At 70.4% G+C, this 19,674-nt stretch carries 21 protein-coding genes; 13 read left to right on the top strand and 8 right to left on the bottom strand.

What is annotated here, in order from left to right; all coding sequences use genetic code 11:
- Nucleotides 1-211 precede the first annotated feature (211 nt).
- Nucleotides 212-433, top strand: coding sequence for a hypothetical protein (locus WYO_RS11790; RefSeq protein ID WP_007562590.1), 222 nt, complete (start codon nucleotides 212-214; stop codon nucleotides 431-433).
- Between the two features lie 27 nt (nucleotides 434-460).
- On the opposite strand, the gene WYO_RS11785 is transcribed toward WYO_RS11790, so the two are convergent.
- Nucleotides 461-1,771, bottom strand: coding sequence for an MFS transporter (locus WYO_RS11785; RefSeq protein WP_007562588.1), 1,311 nt, complete (start codon nucleotides 1,769-1,771; stop codon nucleotides 461-463).
- 222 nt (nucleotides 1,772-1,993) lie between these two features.
- Between WYO_RS11785 and dnaN the strand changes: the two genes are divergently transcribed.
- Genes dnaN through recF form a run of 4 tightly spaced genes read left to right on the top strand, consistent with a single transcriptional unit; the run spans nucleotide 1,994 to nucleotide 4,801 of the window.
- Nucleotides 1,994-3,115, top strand: coding sequence for a DNA polymerase III subunit beta (dnaN, locus tag WYO_RS11780; protein ID WP_007562586.1), 1,122 nt, complete (start codon nucleotides 1,994-1,996; stop codon nucleotides 3,113-3,115).
- Between the two features lie 12 nt (nucleotides 3,116-3,127).
- Complete coding sequence (locus WYO_RS28995; protein WP_007562584.1) at nucleotides 3,128-3,379, top strand: type II toxin-antitoxin system ParD family antitoxin; 252 nt, start codon at nucleotides 3,128-3,130, stop codon at nucleotides 3,377-3,379.
- A gap of 11 nt (nucleotides 3,380-3,390) precedes the next feature.
- On the top strand, nucleotides 3,391-3,672 hold the full coding sequence (locus WYO_RS11770; RefSeq protein ID WP_244424154.1) for a type II toxin-antitoxin system RelE/ParE family toxin: 282 nt from the start codon (nucleotides 3,391-3,393) through the stop codon (nucleotides 3,670-3,672).
- The gene (recF, locus tag WYO_RS11765; RefSeq protein WP_007562581.1) at nucleotides 3,665-4,801 is read left to right on the top strand and encodes a DNA replication/repair protein RecF; all 1,137 of its coding nucleotides are present in this window, start codon (nucleotides 3,665-3,667) and stop codon (nucleotides 4,799-4,801) included. The genes WYO_RS11770 and recF overlap by 8 nt, the downstream gene beginning before the upstream one ends.
- Nucleotides 4,802-4,856: 55 nt before the next feature.
- Here recF and WYO_RS11760 read toward each other — a convergent pair whose 3' ends face one another.
- On the bottom strand, nucleotides 4,857-5,975 hold the full coding sequence (locus WYO_RS11760; RefSeq protein ID WP_007562579.1) for a metallophosphoesterase: 1,119 nt from the start codon (nucleotides 5,973-5,975) through the stop codon (nucleotides 4,857-4,859).
- A gap of 242 nt (nucleotides 5,976-6,217) precedes the next feature.
- Here WYO_RS11760 and WYO_RS11755 point away from each other — a divergent pair, with 242 nt between their 5' ends.
- Entirely contained in the window at nucleotides 6,218-6,928 is a 711-nt protein-coding gene (locus WYO_RS11755) for a L,D-transpeptidase (RefSeq protein ID WP_039902777.1), read from the top strand.
- Nucleotides 6,929-6,944: 16 nt separating this feature from the next.
- Here WYO_RS11755 and WYO_RS11750 read toward each other — a convergent pair whose 3' ends face one another.
- Entirely contained in the window at nucleotides 6,945-8,636 is a 1,692-nt protein-coding gene (locus WYO_RS11750) for a HAMP domain-containing methyl-accepting chemotaxis protein (RefSeq protein ID WP_007562575.1), read from the bottom strand.
- A gap of 453 nt (nucleotides 8,637-9,089) precedes the next feature.
- Between WYO_RS11750 and WYO_RS11745 the strand changes: the two genes are divergently transcribed.
- Nucleotides 9,090-9,485, top strand: coding sequence for a VOC family protein (locus WYO_RS11745; protein ID WP_007562573.1), 396 nt, complete (start codon nucleotides 9,090-9,092; stop codon nucleotides 9,483-9,485).
- Between the two features lie 38 nt (nucleotides 9,486-9,523).
- Nucleotides 9,524-10,111, top strand: coding sequence for a histidine phosphatase family protein (locus WYO_RS11740; RefSeq protein ID WP_007562571.1), 588 nt, complete (start codon nucleotides 9,524-9,526; stop codon nucleotides 10,109-10,111).
- On the opposite strand, the gene WYO_RS11735 is transcribed toward WYO_RS11740, so the two are convergent.
- The 5 genes from WYO_RS11735 to WYO_RS11715 all read right to left on the bottom strand — a co-directional run bounded on the left by WYO_RS11735 (nucleotide 10,112) and on the right by WYO_RS11715 (nucleotide 14,970).
- Complete coding sequence (locus tag WYO_RS11735; protein ID WP_007562567.1) at nucleotides 10,112-10,828, bottom strand: hypothetical protein; 717 nt, start codon at nucleotides 10,826-10,828, stop codon at nucleotides 10,112-10,114.
- A 133-nt stretch (nucleotides 10,829-10,961) separates the two neighbouring features.
- Nucleotides 10,962-11,954: a nickel/cobalt transporter gene (locus WYO_RS11730; protein ID WP_007562564.1), complete on the bottom strand. Its 993-nt coding sequence runs from the start codon at nucleotides 11,952-11,954 to the stop codon at nucleotides 10,962-10,964.
- Nucleotides 11,945-12,619, bottom strand: coding sequence for a DUF1007 family protein (locus WYO_RS11725; RefSeq protein WP_007562563.1), 675 nt, complete (start codon nucleotides 12,617-12,619; stop codon nucleotides 11,945-11,947). Before WYO_RS11725 ends, WYO_RS11730 begins: the two co-directional genes overlap by 10 nt.
- A gap of 113 nt (nucleotides 12,620-12,732) precedes the next feature.
- On the bottom strand, nucleotides 12,733-13,650 hold the full coding sequence (locus tag WYO_RS11720) for an amino acid ABC transporter substrate-binding protein (protein ID WP_128754986.1): 918 nt from the start codon (nucleotides 13,648-13,650) through the stop codon (nucleotides 12,733-12,735).
- 39 nt (nucleotides 13,651-13,689) lie between these two features.
- Entirely contained in the window at nucleotides 13,690-14,970 is a 1,281-nt protein-coding gene (locus WYO_RS11715) for a dicarboxylate/amino acid:cation symporter (protein WP_007562559.1), read from the bottom strand.
- A gap of 244 nt (nucleotides 14,971-15,214) precedes the next feature.
- On the opposite strand from WYO_RS11715, the gene WYO_RS11710 reads away from it, so the two are divergent.
- The 5 genes from WYO_RS11710 to WYO_RS11690 are packed head-to-tail and all read left to right on the top strand — an operon-like array spanning nucleotide 15,215 to nucleotide 19,635.
- Nucleotides 15,215-16,132, top strand: coding sequence for a branched-chain amino acid ABC transporter permease (locus WYO_RS11710; protein WP_007562557.1), 918 nt, complete (start codon nucleotides 15,215-15,217; stop codon nucleotides 16,130-16,132).
- A complete protein-coding gene (gene livM, locus WYO_RS11705) occupies nucleotides 16,132-17,538 on the top strand; it encodes a high-affinity branched-chain amino acid ABC transporter permease LivM (RefSeq protein WP_007562556.1) in 1,407 nt (468 codons plus the stop codon). Before WYO_RS11710 ends, livM begins: the two co-directional genes overlap by 1 nt.
- The gene (locus WYO_RS11700) at nucleotides 17,538-18,467 is read left to right on the top strand and encodes an ABC transporter ATP-binding protein (protein WP_007562555.1); all 930 of its coding nucleotides are present in this window, start codon (nucleotides 17,538-17,540) and stop codon (nucleotides 18,465-18,467) included. Before livM ends, WYO_RS11700 begins: the two co-directional genes overlap by 1 nt.
- Nucleotides 18,464-19,261 (top strand): ABC transporter ATP-binding protein, encoded by a 798-nt coding sequence (locus WYO_RS11695; RefSeq protein WP_007562552.1) that lies wholly within the window; start codon nucleotides 18,464-18,466, stop codon nucleotides 19,259-19,261. Before WYO_RS11700 ends, WYO_RS11695 begins: the two co-directional genes overlap by 4 nt.
- Nucleotides 19,258-19,635: a DUF6867 family protein gene (locus tag WYO_RS11690; RefSeq protein WP_007562551.1), complete on the top strand. Its 378-nt coding sequence runs from the start codon at nucleotides 19,258-19,260 to the stop codon at nucleotides 19,633-19,635. The genes WYO_RS11695 and WYO_RS11690 overlap by 4 nt, the downstream gene beginning before the upstream one ends.
- Nucleotides 19,636-19,674 lie beyond the last annotated feature (39 nt).

The following is a 19,674-nucleotide window of genomic DNA, read 5'->3' as shown; positions in this document are numbered from 1 at the left end:
CCGCCCCGCCGCCCCCGGCCGAACCGCCCGCCGAGCCCGTGCCGGCTCCGCGGCCGGAGTCGAAGGCCGCCGGCAACCCGTTTTCCGTGGAGGAGATCGAGGCCGAGTTCGCGCGCCTGCTGGGCCGGCCTCTCGACAAGCGGAGCTGACAGCGGCCGTTTACGGACGGTTAACCGAATGCCGGAAGGCTCGGACCTCACAGGAGGATCCGATGCTCAACCTGGATGCACAGACCGCTCAGCGAAGCCGCGCCTATCGGGCGTTCAAGCTCGACCGTGCCGGACGCGTATTCTCGGCCGAGGTCGTCCCGGCCCAGGACGACACCCAGGCGCGCCGCCGCGCCCGGGCCATGGCCACGGACGAGGCGATCGAGCTGTGGGACCGGACCCGGTTCCTCGGCCGCTACGAGCCGGCCGCCCCGATCCGCGCCTGACTGATCCGTATCTGCGAACCGGGACCGTCAGTCGTGCGCGGTCTCGCGCATGGCCAGGACGGCAACGAAGCTCAGCACCGCGGCGACGGCCAGGTACAGGCCGACGAACCCGATCCCGCCATAGGAGGCCAGCTCCTGGGCGATGTAGGGCGCGCCCGAGGCGCCCAGGATCCCGGCGAGGTTGTAGGTCACCGACGCGCCCGTGTAGCGGACCCGGGTCGGGAACAGCTCGGGCAGCACGGCGCCCATCGGGCCGAACACCCAGCCCATGGTCAGGAGGCTGAGGCACAGGAAGCCCAGCACCGGCGGCCAGGTCCCGGCGGCGGCCGCGTTCCCGAGCATCGGCCCCATCAGGAAGCCGAGCAGGAAGACCGCGACCATGCCGGAGAGCAGCACCGGCTTGCGCCCGAGCCGGTCGGCCGCCGCCCCGGAGATCACGGTCCCGATCGCCATGAAGCAGACCGCGATGCACTCGAACAGCAGGAAGGTCGGCCGGGTGTAGCCCAGCGTCCCCGTGCCGTAGCCGAGGGCGAAGACCGTCGAGAGGTAGAACACCGCGTAGACCGCCACCATGGCGAAGGTGCCGATCAGGACCGCGCGGCCGTGATGGGTCAGCATCGTCGCGAAGGGCACGCGCTCGGGCCGCGCCTCCGTCAGCGCCGCCTTGAAGGCCGGCGTCTCGGTGAGCTTCAGGCGGACATAGAGCCCGACGCCGACCAGGGCGGCCGAGGCCAGGAACGGCAGGCGCCAGCCCCAGGCCTGGAAGCTCTCGGGCGTCAGGCCGAAGCTGAGGCACAGGAAGCCGAGATTGGCCAGGATGAAGCCGACCGGTGCGCCGAGCTGCGGGAAGATGCCGTACCAGGCGCGCTTGCCCGGCGGCGCGTTCTCCACCGCCAGCAGGGCCGCCCCGCCCCATTCGCCGCCGAACCCGATGCCCTGGCCGCAGCGCAGGACGCACAGGGCGGCGGGCGCCCACCAGCCGGCGGTGGCGTAGGTCGGCAGGCAGCCGATCAGGACGGTGGATACGCCCATGATCAGCAGGGACGCCACCAGGGTCGCCTTGCGGCCGACCCGGTCGCCGAAATGCCCGAACAGGGCCGCCCCGAACGGCCGGGCGATGAACGCGATCGCGAAGGTCGCGAACGCGCTGAGCTGCTGCACCCCGGGGGCGCCGGGCGGGAAGAAGACCGGGCCGATCACCAGGGCGGTGGCCGTGGCGTAGATGTAGAAATCGAAGAACTCGATCGCCGTGCCGACGAAGCTCGCGGCCAGGATGCGACCGGGGCTGGCACTCGGTGCGGCGCCGCCCGGGCCTGCGGTCTCGACAGTCTGCAGCATGATCTGTTGGTGCTCGGGCGGTACGGTGCCGCTTCAGATTGAACGCGGCGCTTTCGCACGGGGCGGCCCCGGCGGGAACCCTGAATCCGCCCCGCGGACGGCGTAGCTGTGTGAGGCCCGCGCAGCGGCCTTGCGTTCGCCCGCCCCGTTCGCCAAGCTGATCGGCCTGTTTTCGTGAGGGATGCCGGCCGCGGCGCCCTCCCCCATCACTTGAGTACTGCGATGAGAGTCACCGTCGAGCGCGCGGCCCTGCTCAGGTCGCTCGGCCACGTGCACCGGGTCGTCGAGCGCCGCAACACGATCCCGATCCTGTCGAACGTGCTCCTGCGTTCGGACGGCTCGAGCCTGCAGCTGCGCGCGACCGACCTCGATATCGAGGTCACCGAGAGCGTGCCGGCCGACGTGGCCGATCCCGGCGCGACCACGGTGCCGGCGCACGTGATCTACGACATCGTGCGCAAGCTGCCCGACGGCGCCCAGGTCTCGCTGGAGACCGGCGGCGAATCCGGCCAGATGACGATCCGCTCGGGCCGGTCGCGCTTCGCGCTCGGCGCGCTGCCGGAGGGCGATTTCCCGGATCTCGCCGCCGGCGAGATGCCGCACGGCTTCGAGGTCGCCGCCGCCGACCTCAAGCGCCTGATCGACAAGACGCAGTTCGCGATCTCCACCGAGGAGACGCGCTACTACCTCAACGGCATCTACCTGCACACGCTGGAGACCGAGAGCGGCCCGGTGATGCGCGCGGTCGCCACCGACGGTCACCGGCTCGCCCGGGTCGAGATCCCGGCCCCGCAGGGCAGCGTCGGCATGCCCGGCGTGATCGTGCCCCGCAAGGCGGTGGCCGAGATCCAGAAGCTCCTGGACGACGGCGGCGAGACCGTCGCGGTCGACCTGTCGCCGGCCAAGATCCGCCTGCGCTTCGCCGGGGGCCTGACCCTGATCTCCAAGCTGATCGACGGCACCTTCCCCGACTACCAGCGGGTGATCCCGGCCAACAACGACAAGCGGCTGACCGTGGAGCGCGACGCCTTCGCCAAGGCGGTGGATCGGGTCTCGACGATCTCGTCCGAGCGCGGCCGCGCCGTGAAGCTCGGGCTCACCGAGGGGCGCCTGGCGCTCTCGGTCAACAACCCGGATTCGGGCAGCGCCACGGAAGAGCTCGACGTCGATTACGAGGCGGCGGGCCTCGATATCGGCTTCAACGCCCGCTACCTGCTCGACATCACCGCGCAGCTCGAGGGCGACACCGCCCTGTTCAAGCTCGCCGACCCGGGCTCGCCGACCCTGATCCAGGATCGCGAGGGCGCGCCGGCCCTGTACGTGCTGATGCCGATGCGGGTGTAGTCGTAGGCCGCCATGCCGAAAGCCGTCATCCTCGACCCCTTTCAGGAAGCCTCGCTCGATCGTCTGGTCGCGGCGGGTCGCTACGGTTCACCGGAGGAGGCGGTCGCCGCCGGTGTCGCGTTGCTGCTCCAGCACGAGGATCGCCTTGGGACGATGCGCGAGGCTTGGCGGGAGGGCGTCGAGAGTGGAGATTACGAACCGCTCGACGCCACGCTGGATGCCTTGGAGGCGCGCTATGCCGCCATGGAGAAGGCTGCTCCTTGAAGCCTGTCGTCGTGTCGCGACGCGCCCGAGCCGATCTGCGCGAGATCGGTGACGTCATCGCGGCTGACAATCCCGCCCGCGCTCGCAGCTTCGTCGCGGAGCTGCGCACCCGATGTCAGGCGCTCGGTCGGCAGCTGATAATGGGCAGGCCCGCGCCGGAGATTGCTCTCACCGTACGGATCCTCATATTCCGATCTTACCTGATCCTTCATCGCGTCCTCGACGACCAAATCTTGATCGATCGCGTGCTGCACTCAGCGCGCGACCGGTCCAACGTGCCGCCTTATGAGTGAACTCGACACCGCTGGATCCACACGCCTTACCCGGTTGATCGCCCGCGACTTCCGCAATCACGCCGATCTTGAACTCAACCCCGGCGCCCGCTTCGTGGCCCTGGTCGGCGAGAACGGCGCCGGCAAGACCAACCTGCTCGAAGCGATCTCCCTGTTCGTGCCGGGGCGGGGCCTGCGCCGGGCCGAGTTCGCCGCGATGGCGCGCGCCGACGGCCCGGGGGGCTTCGCCGTGTCGCTCACCCTGGACCGGGACGGCGCCGAGCATCGCCTCGGCACCGGCCTTGAGCCGCCGGGGCCGGACGGGCGCTCGAGCCGGCTGTGCCGGATCGACGGCGCCCCCGCCCCCTCGCCGGTGGCGTTCAGCGAATTCGTCCGGGTGGTCTGGCTGACCCCGGATCTCGACGGCCTGTTCCGCGGCGCCGCCGGCGACCGGCGCCGGTTCCTCGACCGGCTGGTCCTGGCGGTGGATGCCGGCCACGGGGCACGGGTCTCCGCGATGGAGCGGGCCCTGCGCTCGCGCAACCGGCTGCTCGAGGACCGGCCCGATGACGGGCGCTGGCTCGATGCGGTCGAGCGGGAGGTGGCCGAGCTCGGGGTCGCGGTGGCGCTCGCCCGCCGGGAGACCGCCGAGCGCCTGGACCGTCTGATCGCCGAGACCCGCGATGACGCGCAGCCCTTCCCCTGGGCGTCGATCCGCCTGGAGGGCGACCTCGACGACCTCGTGGCGGTCTGGCCGGCGATCGAGGCGGAGGACCGCTTCCGGCTGGCCCTGCGCAACGGCCGCAACCGCGACCGGGCCGCCGGCCGCACCCTCACGGGGCCGCAGACCACCGATCTCGTGGTCCGGCACGGCCCCAAGGACGTCCCGGCCGGCACCGCCTCGACGGGCGAGCAGAAGGCCCTGCTGATCGGCCTGGTCCTGGCCCATGCCCGCCTGGTGCGGGCGATGAGCGGCATCGCCCCGATGATCCTGCTCGACGAGGTCGCGGCGCATCTCGACCCGCGCCGCCGGGCCGGCCTGTTCGAGGCCCTCGACGCGCTGCCCGGCCAGGTCTGGATGACCGGCGCCGACCCGGCCGCCTTCGCGCAGGCGGGCGACCGGACCGAGGTGCTGCGGATCGGGGGGTAACGGGAGGCGACCGGGCAATCGGCCGCCTCACCCGCTCGTCAGCATCGGATCCGCGTCACGACGCCGGCCGCAGGGTGATCCGCGTCAGCTCGGACGGGCGACCCAGCCGAAGGGCGAAGCCGGGCCACAGCGCGGTGCCGTTGCTGACGTAGAGCAGCATGCCGCCGACCCGGTACGCCCCGGAGACGAACCCGGCATTGCCGCGCGCCACCAGCCGGTCCAGGCCGCGGATCATGCCGCCATGGGTATGCCCCGACAGCTGCAGCGCCACCCCACGCGACGCGGCCCGCGCGGCCCGGGCCGGCTGGTGATCGAGCAGCACGATCGGCGCGCCCGCCGGGGCCCCTGCCAGGGCGGCCTCCAGGTCGGGCCCCGGATGGCCGGTGGCGGGGGCCGAGCGATCGGTGACGCCCGCCAGCACCAGCGCATGGTCGTCGCGCCGCAGGACCGTGTGGGCGTTGGCGAGGATGCGGATCCCCAGCCCCGCGAGGTGGCGCATCCAGGCATCGTGATCGAAGAAGTATTCGTGGTTGCCCGGCACGGCCCAGACGCCGTCCCGCGCCCGCAAGGCGCGCAGGGGTTCGACATCGTCCCGCCGGGACGCGAGGGAGCCGTCGATGAAGTCGCCGGTCACCGCGATCAGGTCGACCCCGAGGTCGTTGGCGCGTGCGACGACGGTTCGCGCCCAGGCGGCCGGGAACAGCCGGCTGATATGCAGGTCGGTGAGGTGCAGGATCGTGTAGCCGTCGAAGCCGGGGGGCAGGTCCGCGATCGCGACGGTGAGGTCCTTCAACGGCGGCACGCGCACGGCCTGCCGCACCGCGATCGCCGCGAGGAGCGCCGCCGCGAGGGCAGCCGCGTAGCGCCAGGCGGTGGGGATCGCCCAACCACCCCCGGGGAGGGCCAGGGATGCCAGCGCCACGACGTCGAGGGCGAGCAGCATCAGGGCCGCCAACGCGATCGCGCCGAACGCCCAGTTGAACAGCACCACCAGCGGGCGGGGGAATTCCGGCGCGAAGACCGAGCCCGAGGAGATCCGGCTCCACAGGTGGTACTGGGACGCGACCAACAAGACGCCGGCCAAGCCCAGCTTGAGCGCGAGCGGCCATGGCAGGGGCCACGCCCCCCGCGCGATGACGTAGAGAGCGGGCAGGCTGGGGATGAGGCGGATCATGGGCCGCTACATGGACCGGGCGACGACCCGAAGGCAAAGCGTGCCGCGATCCCGGGGATCTGCGGGCCCATTCGGATCCGCCGTCCGATCCGGACGCCGCACGGTTTCGGCCACACTCGCGACGTAAAGGCCGAGCTTGCCTAGAGAGATCGGCCTTGCCAATCTCAGCTTAGCCGTATGCGCGACTGATGTCGCCCGGAGCGTTACCGCATCGGGCCGCGGGTCATAGGAAGTCCGGGATGATGATCAGGGACGGTTGGAACGCCGGTGCCGGCGACAGGGACGAGGCGGCTCTGCGCGGGCGCCCGGCGGGGCTTCTCAGCCGCCGGTCGTTTCTGGCCGGATCGGCCGCCGGTCTCGGCGCGCTGGGACTGGCCGGCTGCGCGACATCCGACGGCCTGCTCCTCGCCGAGGCGGCGAAGGTCTACGGGCCGATGCCCGACGAGAAGTTCCCGATCCCGGCGGTCGACATCAGCAAGGTCAATCCGAAATATTATCGCCGGACGGTCCGCTACGACACGAAGGAAGCCGCCGGCACGATCATCGTCGATCCCAGCAACTACTACGTCTACCGCGTCGAGGGCGACGGATCCGCCACCCGGTACGGCGCCAATGTCGGCCGCGACGGGTTCCTGTGGAGCGGCGACGCCTATGTCGGGCGCAAGTCCGAATGGGCGACCTGGACGCCGCCCAAGGAGATGATCAAGCGCCAGCCCGAGGCGGCGAAATACGCCCGCGGCATGCCGGGCGGCCTCGACAACCCGCTGGGCGCCCGCACCCTCCATCTCTACCAGAACGGCGCCTATACGCTCTACACGATCTACGCCAGCAGCGACCCCGAATCGATCGGCTCGGGAATCACGAGCGGCTGTGTCGGCCTGCTCAGCCAGGACATGATCCACCTCTACGCGCGCACGCCGGTCAAGACGAAGGTGGTCGTCCTGCCGGCGTAGAAGGCGGATCTTCGGATCACGCCGCCCGCACGGTGGCGAGGAAGCGCGAGACCTCGGCGCCGAGATGCTCCGACTGGCGCGACAGCTCGCCGGCCGCATCGAGCACCTGGCTGGCCGCGGAGCCGGTCTCCTCGGAGGCCTGGGCGACGCCGGCGATGTTGGTCGTGACCTCGTTGGTCCCGATGGCCGCCTGGGCGACGTTGCGGACGATCTCCTGCGTGGCCGCCCCCTGCTCCTCGACGGCCGCGGCGATCGAGGTCGCCACCGAATCGATCTCCCGGATGCGGGCCGTGATCCCTTCGATGGCCGAGACGGCCTGGCCGGTCACGCCCTGGATCTGGCCGATCTGCTGGCTGATCTCCTCCGTCGCCTTGGCGGTCTGCGCGGCCAGCTCCTTCACCTCGGACGCCACCACGGCGAAGCCCCGACCCGCCTCCCCGGCGCGGGCCGCCTCGATGGTGGCGTTCAAGGCCAGCAGGTTGGTCTGGCCGGCGATGTTCGAGATCAGCCCGACCATGTCGCCGATACGGGTGGCCGCCTGGCTGAGCGCCTGGACGAGATGGTGCGTCTCGTCCGCCTCGCCCACCGCAGCCTGGGCGAGGTTGGCCGAGCCGAGGACCTGCCGGCCGATCTCCTGGACCGACGAGCCGAGCTCCTCGGCGGCCGCCGCGACGGTCTCGACATTGGCGGCGGCCTCCTCGGCGGCGGCCGCCACCGTGGTCGACTGGCTGGCGGTCTCGGTGGCGCTCGCCGTCATGGTCTGGGCGGTCGCCTGCAGCTCGGTGGCCGAGGACGAGACCAGGCCGACGATGCCGCCCACGGCGCGCTCGAAGCCGTCGGCGAGTTCCAGCATGGTCCGGGTCCGCTCGGCCGCGGCGGCGGCGTCGGCGGCGCGCCGGATCTCGGCCTCCTCGGCGGCCTTCCGGGCCACCATCGCCTTGATGCCCTCGACCGCCTTGCCGACCGCGCCGATCTCGTCCTTGCGGGCGGCCTCCGCGATCTCGGCGTCGATCTCGCCCCGGGCCATCCGCTGCAGCACGGAGACGAGGCGGTCGAGCGGGCGGGTGATGCCGATGGCGGAGATGAACACGGCCGCGAGCAGGCCGGCCAGCATCCCCAGGGCGCTGAACAGGATCAGGCTGAAGCAGGTCGCGTTGGTCTGGTCCGTGAGGTCGTCCGAGCCCTTCACCATGTAGGTGCCGATGTCGTCGGCGAGCGTGTTGCCGTTCTCCACCAGCTCGGAGAAGACCGGATCCAGCGCGGTGTGGACCAGCGCGATGGCCTTGTCGTTCTGGTTGCTGGTGCCGAGCCGGCGCACCTCGCCGACATCGCGCATGAACCGCTCGATACGCCCGTTCTGCTGGTCGATCCGGGCGGTGAAGGTGGGAGCGCTCTTGCGCAGGGTTTCGAGGGTCGGCTTCACCTTGAGCACGGCGGCCTCGAAGCCGCGATTGGCGCTCTGCATCTGCGCCTCTTCGGTCTCGGCGATGATTCGGTAGACCCAGTAATTGAGCTCGAACACGAGCCGGTTGAGCCGGCGGGCCTCGGCGGTCGCGGCCGCCTCGTTGTTGATGAAGGCGCTGTAATCCTGGTCGATCTGGCGCATCCGCGACTGGGCGTACCAGACGCAGCCGCCGACGATGACGCCGATCAACGTGAGGATCACCATCAGCTTGGTGAAGATCCGGATGTTGGACAGGCGCAGCATGGAGCTTCCGTTTTGTTTGGCCCGGCCGGGCAGCACGGCATTGATATCTATCAACGTTACAGCAAACGCGTTAAGCGTGCGCTAAAATCTGCATGTCACGCATGAGGATGGTCAATTCTTGCCGCGAAGGCAATGTCGGATGCTTCGGAATCCCCATTCAGCCGTCTGATACGGCAGGGCAGCGTCCGAAATGGGCGCATGAATGCATGAAGTGCGGAATGAATACATTCCATAATTAAGTCATGAAAGAAATTGTGGGGTTGTATTAGAGATCGTCCGATATTGGGCGGATCTGTCTTGGTAACCGCGGCCGGACATGGGCGGTCGCTGCCGTGGCGCTGTGCAGCCGCCGATCCGATGGGAATGGCGGCAGGCCGGCCCTTTCCGCGGCAGCGGGCCGGCGCCACATAGGCCGCGTCCGACATTCTTCGCACGATCCGGAACCGCCGCCGCATGTCCAAGCCTGTCCACGCCATGATCCGCGTCCGCGACGAAGCGCGCGCGCGGGATTACTACGCGCGCGCCTTCGGCTTCGAAGTCGCGGACCGCTACGATTTCGACGACTTCACCCTGATCTACCTGCGCGACCCGGCCTCGCCGTTCGAGCTCGAGCTCACGGTCAACAAGGGCCGCGACAAGCCCTACGATCTCGGCGACGGCTACGGCCACATCGCCGTCGTGGTCGACGACGTCGAGGCCGAGCACGCCCGGCACGTCCGCGAAGGCTTTCCGGCCACCGACGTGAAGACGCTCAAGCACGGCGAGACCGTGCTGGCGCGGTTCTTCTTCGCCACGGACCCGGACGGCTACAAGATCGAGGTCATCCAGCGCGGCGGCCGCTTCGCCTGAGCGTTCCGCCCTCCCGCCACACGCCACAGCCGAGCCTCATGCCCGAGACCACCCGCATCATCTGCATCCGCCACGGCGAATCGACCTTCAACGCCGCCCGCCGGCAGGGCGGCAGCGATCCCGGCCTCCTCGACGCCCGGCTGACCCCACGGGGCCAGGCCCAGGCCTCTGAGGCGCGGGAGCGCCTGAAGGACATCCCGTTCGAGCTGGTGGTGGTCTCGCCGCTGACCCGGGCGATCGAGACCGCCGCGATCCTGTTCGGCGAGCACCCGAGCCGGCCGCGCGTGCTGGTCGAGGTGCTGCACCGGGAATGCCAGGAGAGCAGCTGCGACGTCGGCCGGGCGGCCTCCGAGATCGCCGCCGAGTTCCCGCATCTCGATGTCGGGCACCTGCCCGAAGTGTGGTGGCATGCCGAGCCCGGCTGCGAGGTCGGCGGCTACCCGGTGGAGCCGCGGCACCTGTTCGACGCCCGCGTCGCCGGATTCCGGGACTGGCTGCGGGCGCGCCCCGAGACGACCATCGCGGTGGTCGGCCACGGGACGTTCTTCTACCACCTCACCGGCACGTTCCTGGAGAACTGCGCCTCCGTCGAGCTGGACCTCGCCGCCGAACCCGTCCTGGCCTGATCAGGCCGGGACCCGGCCCCGGGCGGCATCGAGGCGCGCGCGGGCGCCGCGGAGGTCGATCTCCGGCGCCTGCCGGCCGATCGCCAGGGCATCGTCGAGGATCGCGCAGGCCCGCACCCAGACGTCCGGCACGAACGGGGCCGCGCCCTCGGCGACCTCGGCGGCGCAGCGGGCATCCTCGGCGGCGCGCTGGGCCGCCGTCGCGGTGCGGGCGACCGCGGATTGTAGGGCGCCGTCCCGCCAGCGCCGCGCCCGGGCCGCCTCCTGCGCGAGCGCGCCGCCCTGCCACGCGGCCGACCGCGCCGCCGCCAGAGCCAGGGCCAAGTCCGGTGCGCCGGCGCAGGCCTCCTCATGCTCGGCCATGCCGGCCCGGGCGCAGAGCGGCGCCAGGATCCGCCGGATGCTCTCGAGCGCGAGCCGCCGGGTGCGGGCGGCCTCGACCTCCGGCCGGTCGGCGCTGCCCGACAGCCGCAGCACGAAGGCGATGAGCTGCGTCCGGGCCTCATCCGGCATCGCGTCGTTGAGGCCGAGCGCGTAGGCCGCGATCGGCCTCGAGAAGCAGGGCGGGCAATCGGCGCTGGAGCGGATCGCCCGGTAGGGCAGCCCCGCGGCCACGATCGCCGCCTCGTTGATGCAGGTCCCGCCATCGGGGCCTGGGAAGGGATGCGATCCGGCCAGCAGGCGCCAGTTCAGGATCGTCTGGAAGTCGGCGTGCATCCGCGCTCCTCCACCGCAAGAATGCAGCGTGACACGCGCAAGTCCCGTTGGCGAGACGCGATTTCGCGTCCGGCCCCCAGCTGCCAGGGCCCTGCCCTGGACCCGCAAGAGGTCCCGGCCTTTTAGTCCGGGATCAGCCGCCGAGATTCAGCGCGAGGCCGGACAGCATCGCCACGCCCAGCACCAGCACGAAGGCGGCGGCCAGCAATTCCAGGCCGCCGATCGCCAGCACACCCCCCTGGCCGCGGCCGCCCGCGAGCCGCAGGGCCGCGCGCTTGGCGAAGACCGCCAGGCAGGCCAGGGCCGTGGTGGTCAGCGCGGTGCCGAGAGCCATGGCCAGGACCGCCAGGATCCCCGCCCCCGGCACCCCCTGCGAGACCGCGAAGACCAGGACCAGAACGGCCCCGGCGCAGGGGCGCGATCCCGCCGCCAGGACCACGCCGGCCCGCGCGCGCCAGCCATCGAGGGCGTCGATGGTCCGGGCGTCGGGCAGGTGGACGCAGCCGGGGCCGCAGGACGTCCCGAGCTGGACGAGCTGCCCGGCCTTGCGCCAGGTCAGCGCCAGCCCGACCAGGGCGACGAGGGCGAAGCTGACGGTCTCGATCAGGGTTCCGGCCCGGGTCACGCTCGCCGCGGTGGCGTTGAGCACCACGGTGCCGATCCCGACGATCGCCCCCGCGACGAGGGCCTGGAGCAGGGCCGCGCAGGCGCTGAGCGCGCAGCCCCGGCGCAGGGCCCGCTCCCCGGCCAGGATGTAGCCGGCGATCACCGCCTTGCCGTGGCCGGGGCCGGCGGCGTGGAACACGCCATACGCGAAGGCCAGGCCGACCAGCGGCGTCCAGTCGCCGCCGCCCTTCAGCGCCACGACGGCGGCGTTGAGGCTGCGGGAAAAGCTCGCCTGCAGGGCCAGGATCACGCCGCCGAGGCCGGTGGCGGCCGGGGCCGCCTCGCGGAAGCCGATGCCGAAGGGCGAACGCGGCGGTGGCGCCGCGATCCCGGGAGCGATGAGCCAGGCCAGCCCGGCGGCCACGCCGGCGGCCAGCACGACGGCGCCGGCCATCAGCCCCAGCCGCAGCCCGAGCCGCCCGAACCGGGCCGGCGCCGCGATGCCGATCCCTACGGACACGCGACCAGGACCCGGCTGGCGAACTGGACGCCGTAGGACGAGGCCGCCGTGAGCGCCTCGAAGAACGCCTCGGTCATGCCCGGGGAGCCCGCCTCGGCGGTCTTGGGCTGCTCCGTCTTCGGCCGGGTCACGGTGGCGGCGCAGCCCTGCGGCGCGCCCGCCAGGGTGGCGGCGTCCGAGCCTTCCGCGAACGAGAAGGCGACGAAGTAGGTCGGGTCGTAGACCTCCAGGGCGGCCACACCCCGTCCCTGCTGGATCGGCGCCTTGAGCGGCAGCAGGAAGCTCAGCACCAGGGCCTTGCCGTCCAGGCGCATCGCCGGCTCCTTCGGGTCGGCGAAGGCCTGGTCCTTGCCGCCGACCTTCAGCTTCGTGAAGTAGCCGAATTCGGCGAGATTCGCGGTGTTCTCGGCGGCCAGCCCGGCCAGCTCGTCGGGCGCCAGCCTGCCGTCCTTGTTGGCGTCGAGGCCCTGGGTGACGAAGGCCGTGTATTCCGGGTCGAAGCTCCAGGTGTCGCGCACGCCGACGAGCTTGCCGTCCTGGTAGACGAGCTGCGCCTTCGCGGTGACCCAGACATGGGGATGGGCGGACGCGGCGGTGGCCGCGCAGGCGAGGCCGGCGGCCAGGACCAGGGCGGCCGTCTTGGGGAAAGGCGCGGCGATCGGCATGGGGCGGCGGCACGCTCGCTGCAGAGGGGGGGGACCACGAGAAACGCGGCCCCTTCCTCATCCGCTGGTTGGGCGAAAGCGAGGCACCGGGCGCGGGCGGCGGCCCGAAACGATCACTCCTGCGCGTCCAGCCCCATCAGCTGGAAGCTCGTGCGCAGGTCGTTCGACATCGGGATGTCGAGGCGCTCGCCGTTGGGCAGGCGCTTCAGGAACCAGCGCTCGTAGGTCCAGCGCAGTTCGCGCGATTCGGCGAGCCGGGTGAAGGTCTGGGTGACGATCCCGGCAAGCTCGGGATCGTCCTTGCGGAACATGATGCCGTAGGGCTCGTAGGAGAGCTTGTCGGGCAGCACCGTGTAGGTCGACCCGTCCTGGCTGTCGGTGGCGATCAGCCCGTAGAGCAGCACGTCGTCGGTGGCGAAGGCGTCCGCCTGGCCGGCCTTCACCATCGCGTAGGACGCGGCATGGTCGGGCGCCGTCACGATCTGCGCCTGGATCTTGAGCTTGGCCAGCAGGTCGCGCACCGCCTTCTCGTTGGTGGTGCCGGCCGTGACCACGACGGTCTTGCCGCCGAGGTCCCGATAGGAGGCGATGCCGGAGCCCTTCTTCACCAGCAGCTGCGTGGCGCTGATGTAGTCGACCGGCGAGAAGGCGACGCTCCGGCGCCGCTCGGCATTGGCGGTGGTCGAGCCGCATTCGAGGTCGATCTTCCCCGAGGTCAGGGCCGGGATGCGCGTCTCCGCGGTGACCGGCTCGTACCGGACGGCCACTTTCCGGCCGATCGCGGCCTGGATGTCGTCGGCGATCTCGCCGCACAGGTCGATGGCGTAGCCGATCACCCGGGGGCTGCCGTCCCGGTGCTTGCCCTCCACGAAGGAGAACGGCACCGAGCTCTCCCGGTAGCCGAGCACGATCTCGCCCCGCTCGGCCACGCGCTTGAGCGTGCCGGTGAGCACCTCGATGGCGGCGGCGGGGCGCGGGAGCCCCGCCAGCGCCAGGGCGAGGACGCCCGCCAGGACCGAGCCGCACCGCATCGCCGACATCCCGTGCCCTCCGCGTGACCCCGTGCCGTCCTACTCGGCCGGCGAGGGGACCGTGCCGACATGGTCGAGGCGCTGGTCGGTGGCGGTGAGCTGGCCCTCCCACTTGGCCACCGCCACGGTGGCGATGCTGTTGCCGAGCACGTTGGTCGCCGAGCGGCCCATATCCAGGAACTGGTCGATGCCGATGATCAGCAGCAGGCCGGCCTCGGGGATGTTGAACTGCGCCAGCGTCGCCGAGATCACCACCAGCGAGGCGCGCGGCACGCCGGCCATGCCCTTCGAGGTGACCATCAGCAGGAACAGCATCGTGAGCTGCTGCCCCCAGGAGAGCGGGATGTTGTAGGCCTGGGCGATGAACATCACCGCGAAGGTGCAGTACATCATCGAGCCGTCGAGGTTGAACGAGTAGCCCATCGGCAGCACGAACGAGGTGATGCGGTTGGGCACGCCGAACTTCTCGAGGTTGGTCAGCATCTTCGGGTAGGCCGCCTCGCTCGACGCGGTCGAGAAGGCGAGCACGAACGGCTCCTTGATCAGGTTGAACAGCCGCATGATGCCGCTGCCCCCGAGCATCAGGAAGCCGACACCCATCAGCAGCGCCCAGAGCACCGCGAGCCCGGCATAGAACTCGACCAGGAACTTGCCGTAGGTGACCAGGACGCCGATCCCTTGCGTCGTGATCGTCGCCGCGATGGCGGCGAACACCGCCACCGGGGCGAACAGCATCACGTAGCCGGTCACCTTGAGCATGACGTCGGCCAGGCCCTCGATGCCCTGGGCCAGGAAGTGCCCCTTCTCGCCCAGCGCCGCCAGGGCGACGCCGAAGAAGATCGAGAACACCACGATCTGCAGGATCTCGTTGTTGGCCATCGCCTCCACGGCGCTCTTGGGCACCAGGTGGGTGACGAATTCCTTCAGCGACAGCGAGGCGGTCTTGAGGCCGGTGCCGGCGCCGACATCGGGCAGCGGCAGGTTCAGGTTGTGGCCCGGCTGCATCAGGTTGACCAGGATCAGCCCCAGCATCAGCGAGCAGAACGAGGCGCCGACGAACCACAGCAGCGCCTTGCCGCCGACCCGGCCCACCGCGGCGGTGTCGCCGAGATGCGCGATGCCGACCACCAGGGTCGAGAACACCAGCGGCGCGATGATCATCTTGATGAGGCGCAGGAAGATGTCCGACACGAGGGCGATGTAGCCGGCGATCTCCTTGGCGGTCTGCGGATCCGGCCAGGTGATGCTGCAGGCGTAGCCCACCGCGATCCCGAGCAGCATACCGATGAAAATCAACGTGGTGAGCCGTGAACCCGACATCGGTACTGCTCCTCGTCGCCGCCCGGGATGGACCAGCATTGATTTTCGTTAACGTGAAGCACGAACTACGCCAGGCGCAAGCCCATTCGGGGCTTGTTACTGACCTGCCCGACTGTTTTCTCGGGACGTTCGCCCGGGGTTGAAACCTGTGGCCGGAACGACGCAGCTGCGGTACGGGACTTGCTCTCCCAGCTCGCCTGCCGTCTCTGCAGGCTGGACGAAAAACCTGCGCCCGCGAGAATACATGGACGTCTTCGTACAACAGCTGATAAACGGGCTCACGCTCGGCTCGATATACGGTCTGATCGCGATCGGTTACACGATGGTGTTCGGCATTATTGGAATGGTGAACTTCGCCCACGGCGATGTGTTCATGGTGTCGTGCTTCATCGCGCTGATCACCTTCCTTCTTCTAACGACCTGGCTGGGCGTTAGTTCGATCGCCCTGGCGTTCCTGGTCGTCCTCGTGGTCGCCATGATTCTGACCGCCCTGTGGGGCTGGGCGATCGAGCGCATCGCGTATCGGCCGCTGCGCGGCTCGTTCCGGCTGGCGCCGCTGATCTCGGCGATCGGCGTCTCGATCTTCCTCTCGAACTTCGTCCAGGTGGTGCAGGGCGCGCGCAACAAGCCGACGCCGCCGATGCTCTCGGGCGGCATCACGCTGTTCGAGCGCGACGGCTACGCGGTGTTCCTGGCCTACAAGCAGTGCCTGATCATGGCGGTCACGGCCGTGCTGCTCACCGGCTTCTGGTACCTCGTGCAGCGGACCCCGTTCGGCCGGGCGCAACGCGCCTGCGAGCAGGACCGCAAGATGGCCGCGCTGCTGGGCATCGACGTCGACCGGACGATCTCGCTGACCTTCGTGCTCGGCGCCGCCCTGGCCGCCGTCGCGGGCGTCCTCTACCTGATGTATTACGGCGTCGTGTCCTTCTCGGACGGGTTCGTGCCCGGCGTGAAGGCCTTCACCGCGGCGGTGCTCGGCGGCATCGGCTCGCTCCCCGGCGCCGTGCTCGGCGGGCTGATCATCGGGCTGATCGAGACCTTCTGGTCGGCCTACTTCTCCATCGAGTACAAGGACGTCGCTGCGTTCTCGATCCTGGCCATCGTGCTGATCTTCATGCCGTCTGGCATCCTGGGCCGGCCGGAGGTCGAGAAGGTCTGATGGCGAACTCCAAGCCCGCGACCCAAGCCGCCATCCCCGAATCGGCGATGGCCGGCATCCTGCGCGACGCCGCGCTCTACGCGCTCGTCGCCTTCGGCCTCTGCGTCCCGATCATCGCCTACCGGACCGATCCCGGCCCGGGCAGCGACCTGCTGCTGACCCCGCGCTGGGGCCTGGTGGCATGCCTGTGCGCGGCGATCTTCGTCGCCCGCATCCTCCAGCGCCTGGTGCTCCTGCGCCGGGACGCGCGGCGCGCCCTGACCCCCTCCCCGGCCCAGGCCACCGAGGCGGTCCACGCCGAGCCCGATGCCGGCCAGAAGACGTCGAAGCTCGGCCTCTGGCTGTTCGTCGGCATCGCCCTGACCCTGCCGGCGATCGCCGCGGCGGCCACCGGCGGCCTCTCCTCGGCCCGCTACTGGATCGATCTCGGAATCCTGATCCTGACCTACGTGATGCTCGGTTGGGGCCTGAATATCGTGGTCGGCCTCGCCGGCCTGCTCGACCTCGGCTACGTCGCCTTCTACGCGGTCGGCGCCTATTCCTACGCGCTCCTGTCGACCACCTTCGGCCTGTCGTTCTGGATCTGCCTGCCGCTGGCGGGTGTGTTCGCCGGCCTGTGGGGGATGCTGCTCGGCTTCCCCGTGCTGCGCCTGCGCGGCGATTACCTCGCCATCGTGACGCTGGCCTTCGGCGAGATCATCCGCCTGGTGCTGATCAACTGGACGGACGTCACCGGGGGCGGCGCCGGCATCTCGTCGATCCCGCGGGCGACCTTCTTCGGCATCCCGTTCAGCGCCGGCGAGGACGGCTTCGCCGCCCGGTTCGGCATCCCCTACGATTCGATGCACCGGCTGGTGTTCCTCTACTACCTCATCCTGGCGCTGGCCCTGTTCACCAACTTCGTCACCTTACGCCTGCGCCGCCTGCCGATCGGGCGGGCCTGGGAGGCGTTGCGCGAGGACGAGATCGCGTGCCGGTCGCTCGGGATCGACACGACGGCGACCAAGCTCACGGCCTTCGCCCTGGGGGCGGCGTTCGGCGGCATCGCCGGCTCGTTCTTCGCGGTGCGCCAGGGTTTCATCAGCCCGGAGAGCTTCAACTTCCTGGAGAGCGCGATCATCCTGGCGATCGTGGTGCTGGGCGGCATGGGCAGTCAGGTCGGCGTCGCCATCGCGGCGGTGGCCATGGTCGGCGGCCCCGAGATGCTGCGCAATCTCGGCTTCCTGAAAGCCGTGTTCGGCGAGGGCTTCGATCCCAATGAGTACCGCCTGCTGCTGTTCGGCCTCGCCATGGTGGCGATGATGGTCTGGCGGCCGCGGGGGCTGATCTCGGTGCGCCTGCCCTCGGTGTCGCTGGGCGAGCGCCGCGCCGTCTCGGGCGCGCATGTGAGCGAGGGGCACGGCTGATGGCGCTTCATCCGGAACCCCGGGCGCAGGCGCAGGCCTCCGCCCCGCCGGTGCTCGCCGTCGAGCACCTGACCATGCGGTTCGGCGGGCTCACCGCCGTCTCCGACCTGTCCTTCGAGGCCAGGCGCGGGGACATCACCGCCCTGATCGGCCCCAACGGGGCCGGCAAGACCACGGTGTTCAACTGCATCACCGGCTTCTACAAGCCGACCGAGGGCATGCTGCGGCTCGCCCATGCCGACGGCACCACGCACCTGCTGGAACGGCTGCCCAATCACGCGGTCAACAGCACCGCTCGGGTGGCCCGGACCTTCCAGAACATCCGCCTGTTCCAGGGCATGACGGTGCTGGAGAACCTGCTGGTCGCCCAGCACAAGCCGCTGATGCGCGCCTCCGGCTACACCCTGTTCGGGCTGCTCGGCCTCAAGGGCTACCGGGATGCGCAAGGGGCGGCGATCGAGCGGGCCAAGGCCTGGCTCGACCGGATCGACCTGATGGCGCGGGCCGACGATCCGGCGGGCGCCCTGCCCTACGGTGCCCAGCGCCGGCTGGAGATCGCCCGGGCGATGTGCACCGATCCGGTGCTGCTCTGCCTCGACGAGCCGGCCGCGGGCCTCAACCCGCGCGAATCGGCCGAGCTCAACGCGCTGCTGCGCCACATCCGCGACGCGCACGACACCTCCGTGCTGCTGATCGAGCACGACATGTCGGTGGTGATGGAGATCTCGGACCACGTGGTCGTGCTGGATTACGGCCAGAAGATCGCCGACGGCACCCCGACCGAGGTGCGGGCGGACCCGAAGGTGATCGCCGCCTATCTGGGCGTCGAGGACGACGAGGTGGAAGCCGTGGAAGCCGAGGTCGGCATCACCGTGCCGCACGGGGACCCGACCCTTCCGGACGTGAACCGCTCGGAGGCGTCGCTATGAGCGTGGCCGGCATCAACGTCCTGGTCGAGGAGACCCGGGCGATCCAGGCGGGGGGCAAGCCCCCGCTCCTCGCGGTGCGCGACGTCTCGACCTATTACGGCAGCGTCGCCGCCCTCCGGGGCGTCGATATCGACGTCGCCGAGGGCGAGATCGTCACCCTGATCGGCGCCAACGGCGCCGGCAAGTCGACCCTGATGATGACGATCTTCGGCAGCCCGCAGGCGCGCACGGGGACGATCACCTATGACGGGCGCGACATCACCCGGATGCCGACCCACGCCATCGCCCGGCTCGGCGTCGCCCAGTCGCCGGAGGGCCGCCGGGTCTTCGCGCGCATGAGCGTGTTCGAGAACCTCCAGATGGGCGCCTCGCTCCACGGCGAGCGCTACTTCCAGGAGGATCTCGAGAAGGTCTGCACCCTGTTCCCGCGGGTGAAGGAGCGCCTGCACCAGCGCGCCGGCACGATGTCGGGCGGTGAGCAGCAGATGCTCGCCATCGCCCGCGCCCTGATGAGCCGGCCGCGCCTGCTGCTCCTCGACGAGCCGTCGCTCGGCCTGGCGCCGCTCGTGGTGAAGGGCATCTTCGACGCGATCCGCGAGCTGAACCGCACGGACGGCATGACGATCTTCCTGGTCGAGCAGAACGCCTACCACGCCCTCAAGCTCGCCCATCGCGGCTACGTGCTGGTCAACGGCCGGGTCACGATGAGCGGGACCGGGCGGGCCCTGCTCGACGATCCGAACGTCAAGGCCGCCTATCTGGAGGGGGGCCATACCGGCCCGGTCGGGGCATGAGCATGCTTCAGGGGATCCTGTACGAGGAGCAGTCGGCCTGGCTGTTCCTGCTCGTCACCGTGGTGATGGGCGGCTGGGCCGGCTGGATGGCCGCCCGCGCGATCGCCCGGGGCTGGCGGCCGTTCTGGCAATGCCTGGGGGCCCTGCTCCTCGTGGCCGCTTCCGTGCGCTTCATCCATTTCGCGCTGTTTTCGGGCACGCTGGTCTCGCTGCACTACTATGCGATCGACGCGATCGTGGTCATGATCATCGGCACGGTGGGCTTTCGGTTCACGCGCACGCGCCAGATGACGAGCCAGTACCGCTGGCTCTACGAGAAGACCTCTCCGCTGACGTGGCGCGAACGCACGCCCGTCTCCGGCGGGGTCGGGTGAGTTCGGCCGGATCCACCGGGGCGGACCGAGTATCGAAGG

This window comes from Methylobacterium sp. GXF4 (assembly GCF_000272495.1).
Taxonomy (GTDB): domain Bacteria; phylum Pseudomonadota; class Alphaproteobacteria; order Rhizobiales; family Beijerinckiaceae; genus Methylobacterium; species Methylobacterium brachiatum.
The sequence above is the reverse complement of the archived record's forward strand: the minus strand, read 5'-3'. Positions and strand labels throughout refer to the sequence as shown.